Source organism: Protofrankia sp. Cj3 (assembly GCF_917627355.1).
GTDB lineage: Bacteria > Actinomycetota > Actinomycetes > Frankiales > Frankiaceae > Protofrankia.
Genome location: NZ_CAKJTR010000137.1, coordinates 9,772 through 14,200, shown reverse-complemented (window position 1 = coordinate 14,200; position 4,429 = coordinate 9,772). Strand labels below are relative to the sequence as shown.

Genomic DNA, 4,429 nt, shown 5'->3' with positions numbered 1-4,429 from the left:
CTGGTCGGACCGTCCGATGGACAGCCGTCCTGGAGGCAGGCGGCCTGATCCGTGCGCAGCGCGTCCGCGCGGCGGGTGCTTGCCCACGAGTGGTCCGATCATGGTCTCTGACGGGCACAGGCGGGCTATCGTCAGCGTTCGTGGCCGAGCTGCCGATGTTCGTGGGGTCGTCCGACATCGCCGCTGCTCTCGGGGTGACCCGGCAGGCTGTCGACCACCGGTTGCGGACCGACCCTCGCGCGCCCGTTCCAGTGGCGGTGGTCAACCGCACGGCGACCTGGGGCGGGACGAGGGTCTGGCGACGGACCGAGATCGACCGCTGGCTCGGTGGTCTTGCGCCCGATCGATGGATCGCGAACCCTGGAGCGGCTCGACGCGCCACTGACAACGGTGGCGTCGCGTACAGGCGTGACGGCGGCGCTGAACGCTGAACACTGATGGCAAGCGTGGCTACTGAGTGTGGTTGGTGGGCGTGGCCGATGGCCAGCGCCATCCATGCGTGGGCACCGTGGTCAGGAACCGTTTCCCGGCCGGCAAGGCTCCCAGCCGGTGGCCGGTAGTGGCTGTCGCGCTAGGGTCATGTAACGATGCTGTACCGGATGCCACGTAGAGGCTCCGGCAATAGGGCGTTCGATCAGGGAGCGGCGTCCGGGTGGATGGATCGCGAGGCGGCGGAGGGAGGCGCCCTGGGCTGGGCGTTGACCGACGACAACGACGCGAGGCGCCGCCTGGGCGGCGCGAGCCGGACAGGCCTATTGCCGGAGTCTCCAAGCTGACGGATCGTGTCGGGGGGATGGGTGGGTTCGCGACAATGAATCACGGATTCCGACGCGTGGCAGTCCTCTCATCATGATTGTCGACAAGGCTCAGGTAGCCGATGCGCTCCCCGGCTACGACCTCGGCGCCACGCTTGGCGCGGGCGGCTCCGGGCTGGTGCTGGCCGGCCGGCACCGCGGGTTGAACCGCCCCGTGGCCATTAAGGTCCTTGATGCGGCCCGTGACCGAGCAACGGCAGATTTTGCCGCTGAGGCACAGCTGCTCGCCGCGATGAACCATCCTCATGTCGTTCAGGTCTACGACTATGTCGAAACCGACGATCTCCATCTGATCGTCATGGAGCTGCTGGCTGGCGGGACGCTGACCCACCGCCAGACAGCGGACATGTCACCGCAGGACGCCTGCGCGGTGGGCCTGGCGGTGGCCGCGGCACTGGCTTACGCCCACAGCCAGAAAGTACTGCACCGTGACATCAAGCCGGACAACATATTGTTCGACGTCACCGGCCTGCTGAAGGTCACTGATTTCGGGATCGCGAAAATCGTGGACGGGTCAGGGGCCACTGCCAGCAGAGTTGTGGGGACCGCGGCCTATATGGCTCCCGAACAGATCACGGGCGGCCGGTTGACCCCGGCCACCGACCTGTACGCCCTCGGGATCGTGCTCTACCAGTTGTTCGCCGGTGCGCCGCCGTTCGACCGGAAACTGCCATTACATGTGCTGGCGCAGCGCCACCTCGACACCGTCCCGCCGCCGCCGGCCGGGGTGCCCGCACCGCTGGCGGACGTCGTCATGCGGATGCTGGCCAAAAACCCGGCGGAACGCCAGCCGTCCGCGCATGCCTTCGCCCTTGACCTTGCCCGTGCCGCGGCCGAGGCCTACGGCCCGAGGTGGACCACCCGCTCCGGTATCGCGCTCCGGCTTGACGACGACATCCGCGCAGCCGCGGACCAGCCATCGCTGGCCACTCAGATGTCACTCCCGCCGACCGTGCCCCCATCGGGTAACTCCTTGCCCCCAGGAGCGCCCCCGTCCGGTGGGTCCTCACCCCCGGAGCCGCCCCGCTGGAAATCGTGGGCGAGGCGGCGGGTGCTCGGCCCGCTCGCGCTCATCCTCACGGCCGCGCTGGTCGGTGTAACGATCGCTCAGGTAAACGGGGACAGCACCCCGGCTGACTGCCGGTCGCGGGCGGATGGCTCGGCCTCGCTGTCCTGGGTCGGCGGCCAGTGCGTCGGCTACAGTGACGGCGGTTACACGTTCACCAGCGGCGGTACGTCGCCGCATGCCGTTGAACTGCGCAGCGTGCAAGAAAAGATCTACGAGCAGAACCGGTGCGCGAAGATCCTTCACGACCGTACGGCCGCGGAGCTCGGGTACCGGCTCGTGACGTTGGTCTACTTCGCCGGTCTCACCGGGGAGACCGATGGCTCCTGGACAGCCGCGCAGGTCGCGGAACTTGAGGGGCTGCTGACCTGGCAGCGGGCGCTGAACCAGGTGAAAGGCTCCCCCGGCGGCTGTGCGAGCACGTCGGAGAACCCGGCAAGAGTGGCACTGCGTGTCGTCATCGCCAACGGCGGCAACGGCATGACATACGCCGACGAGGTGGCAAATGATCACCTTCTGTCGCTGGCCTCCCGTCCCGAGGAGAACCTGCTCGGCGTCATCGGCATGGACCGCAGCAATCCGGAGACTGGCCGGGCCATCACCACCCTCGGAGGAGTCGGCGTGCCCGTGGTCGCCACCACCCTGTCCGGGGATGGCATGCCGAGCTTCTCACCACTGTCGTACTTCCAGATGGTGCCGTCCAACCGGCGGCAGGCTCTGCTGGCCACCAGCTACGCGCGGAAGAACGCGAAGAAGCGGATCAGCGTGTACTACCCGGAGGGGTCCGACGACCCAACCGGCCAGGGGCTGCCGCCGGCGGACGACTATTACCTGTCCAGCCTGGTGGCCGACATCCAGGATGAAGTCCGCAGGGCGGCCCAGGCGGATCCCGCCACCGGATTCGCCTACGACGCACATGGCTGGGCGCCGGGCGGGAACACGGCCGACTGGTTCCGGGCGCAGTGCGCGACGCAGCATCCCAATGATGATCTGATTTTCTACGCCGGCCGCTATGACGACTTTCCCGCGTTCGTGGACAATATGCTGCCCTGCCTGGGCCCAGGCCAGTTGGTTCTCGGCGATGATTCGGTGTCGCGCTATGTGGTCCAGGCCGCGGGTTATTCCAGTACGGCTGTGTTCCGGTTCGTCTCCAAAGGCGCGTCCGTGCTGCTCGCCGGCAAGGCCTGTTTCCAGGGGCAGATTCCCGCCAGCGCCGGAGCGTTCGTGAGCCTGTCTCTGCGGGATTTTTGCACCAGACTCGACGACATGTACAAGGCGACCGGGATGCCGGTTCCCGAGACATTGTGGCCGGATGAACGGATCGGTCTCGCCTATGATGCGGCGAAACTGTTCGTTGACATCGTCAAGAAGCGGCGCGACGCCACCATGAAGGACATCGGGGGGCTGCTGAGAGGGCCTTTCCCTGGGGACGAGAAGTGCGCCGACACAGCCAGCTCGACGGCCACCGCGTGGCCGGGGGCGACCGGCTGCGTCGATTTCGGCGCATCCCAGGTAGCGGAGTCCAAACGGCTGGCGGTTATTCGGATCAAGCTCGATGAGAAGGACCTGCCGGCGTCTCCAGACCCGAAGAGCGCATCCAAACAGGATGTGGAGGCCGTTGACGGATATCCGTGCAAGTACGTCATCAGCGGCCAGCAGCCGAGCACGACCGACTGTCTCGGTAATCCACTTCCGCCGCTACTTCCATCGCGTATCGTAGCGTTACATTAACGGCGCGTTAGTGGCCGGCGGGTACGTTGTGCTGGGTGTTGCCGCGAGCCGGACAGTCCTATCCTCGGGCGCTCTTACGCGGGAACCCCTGCCTGTCGGGCGATTTTCCCGGCGACCTGGCGGACAGCGTCCTGTTCGACTGTCGGGTCTGGCGTGCCGTCTACCTGACTGATCACGATGTTGCTTTCGACGCGGCCGGACATGACGCAGATGAGGTCGAGCGTTACTGGGACACGTTTACCACCGCCGGTCACCGTCATGACCATGCGCACCCCGCCCGCGCTACCGGCAGGCGGGGTCAGCGCGCGTGCCGAGTCGAGCGTGGCGGTCCCGCCGGCTGCCGATATCCCTTCCCGGACCATCGGGAAGAAGGCTTGGCCAAGGCATGCCGCTGCCTGTGGACGGGAGAGGATGTCCACGTCGCGGGCTACATCGACCGCTGAGGTGATCTCCGTCTCCGAGCCGATGGTGGTCAGCCCGTCGTTACTCGTGAAGTAGGCGCCGTCAGCCAGGTCGGTCGCATGGCTATGGACCTGGCTGACCGGTACGCCGAGGCAGGCCGCGAGCTTGGTTTCGGAGATCTGCGGGGTTGACAGGCTGCCAGGAGAGCTGCTGGGAGATATGCCGCGGACGAAGCCGCGTGTTTCAGGACCTTCGGTAAGCAGGTAGTCATACGCATGCAGGATGACCGCGACGGGGCGGACTGTGGCGGTGGGTACGGCACTGGCCGAATCACCGGCCGACGGGCTGACCCGAGCGGCGGCCTGCCGGCCTGCGCCCGCGCCGCCGCACGCCGCCAGGCTGAACAGGCCGAACA

The 4,429-nt window shown here is 66.9% G+C and carries 3 protein-coding genes; 2 read left to right on the top strand and 1 reads right to left on the bottom strand.

The window, feature by feature from the left end; all coding sequences use genetic code 11:
* Together MJ783_RS17085 and MJ783_RS17080 are read left to right on the top strand one after the other, a co-directional pair.
* On the top strand, positions 1-431 hold a 431-nt coding region (locus tag MJ783_RS17085), incomplete at its 5' end, for a hypothetical protein (protein WP_370651661.1).
* Positions 432-849: 418 nt separating this feature from the next.
* Positions 850-3,612 (top strand): serine/threonine-protein kinase, encoded by a 2,763-nt coding sequence (locus MJ783_RS17080; protein ID WP_239311465.1) that lies wholly within the window; start codon positions 850-852, stop codon positions 3,610-3,612.
* 74 nt (positions 3,613-3,686) lie between these two features.
* On the opposite strand, the gene MJ783_RS17075 is transcribed toward MJ783_RS17080, so the two are convergent.
* Positions 3,687-4,429 (bottom strand): hypothetical protein (locus MJ783_RS17075; RefSeq protein WP_239311463.1); only part of this gene is annotated, 743 nt, incomplete at its 5' end.

Coding starts and splice junctions, on each gene's coding strand:
- MJ783_RS17080 (WP_239311465.1), top strand. CDS start 850: ATGATTGTCGACAAGGCTCAGGTAGCCGATGCGCTCCCCGGCTACGAC.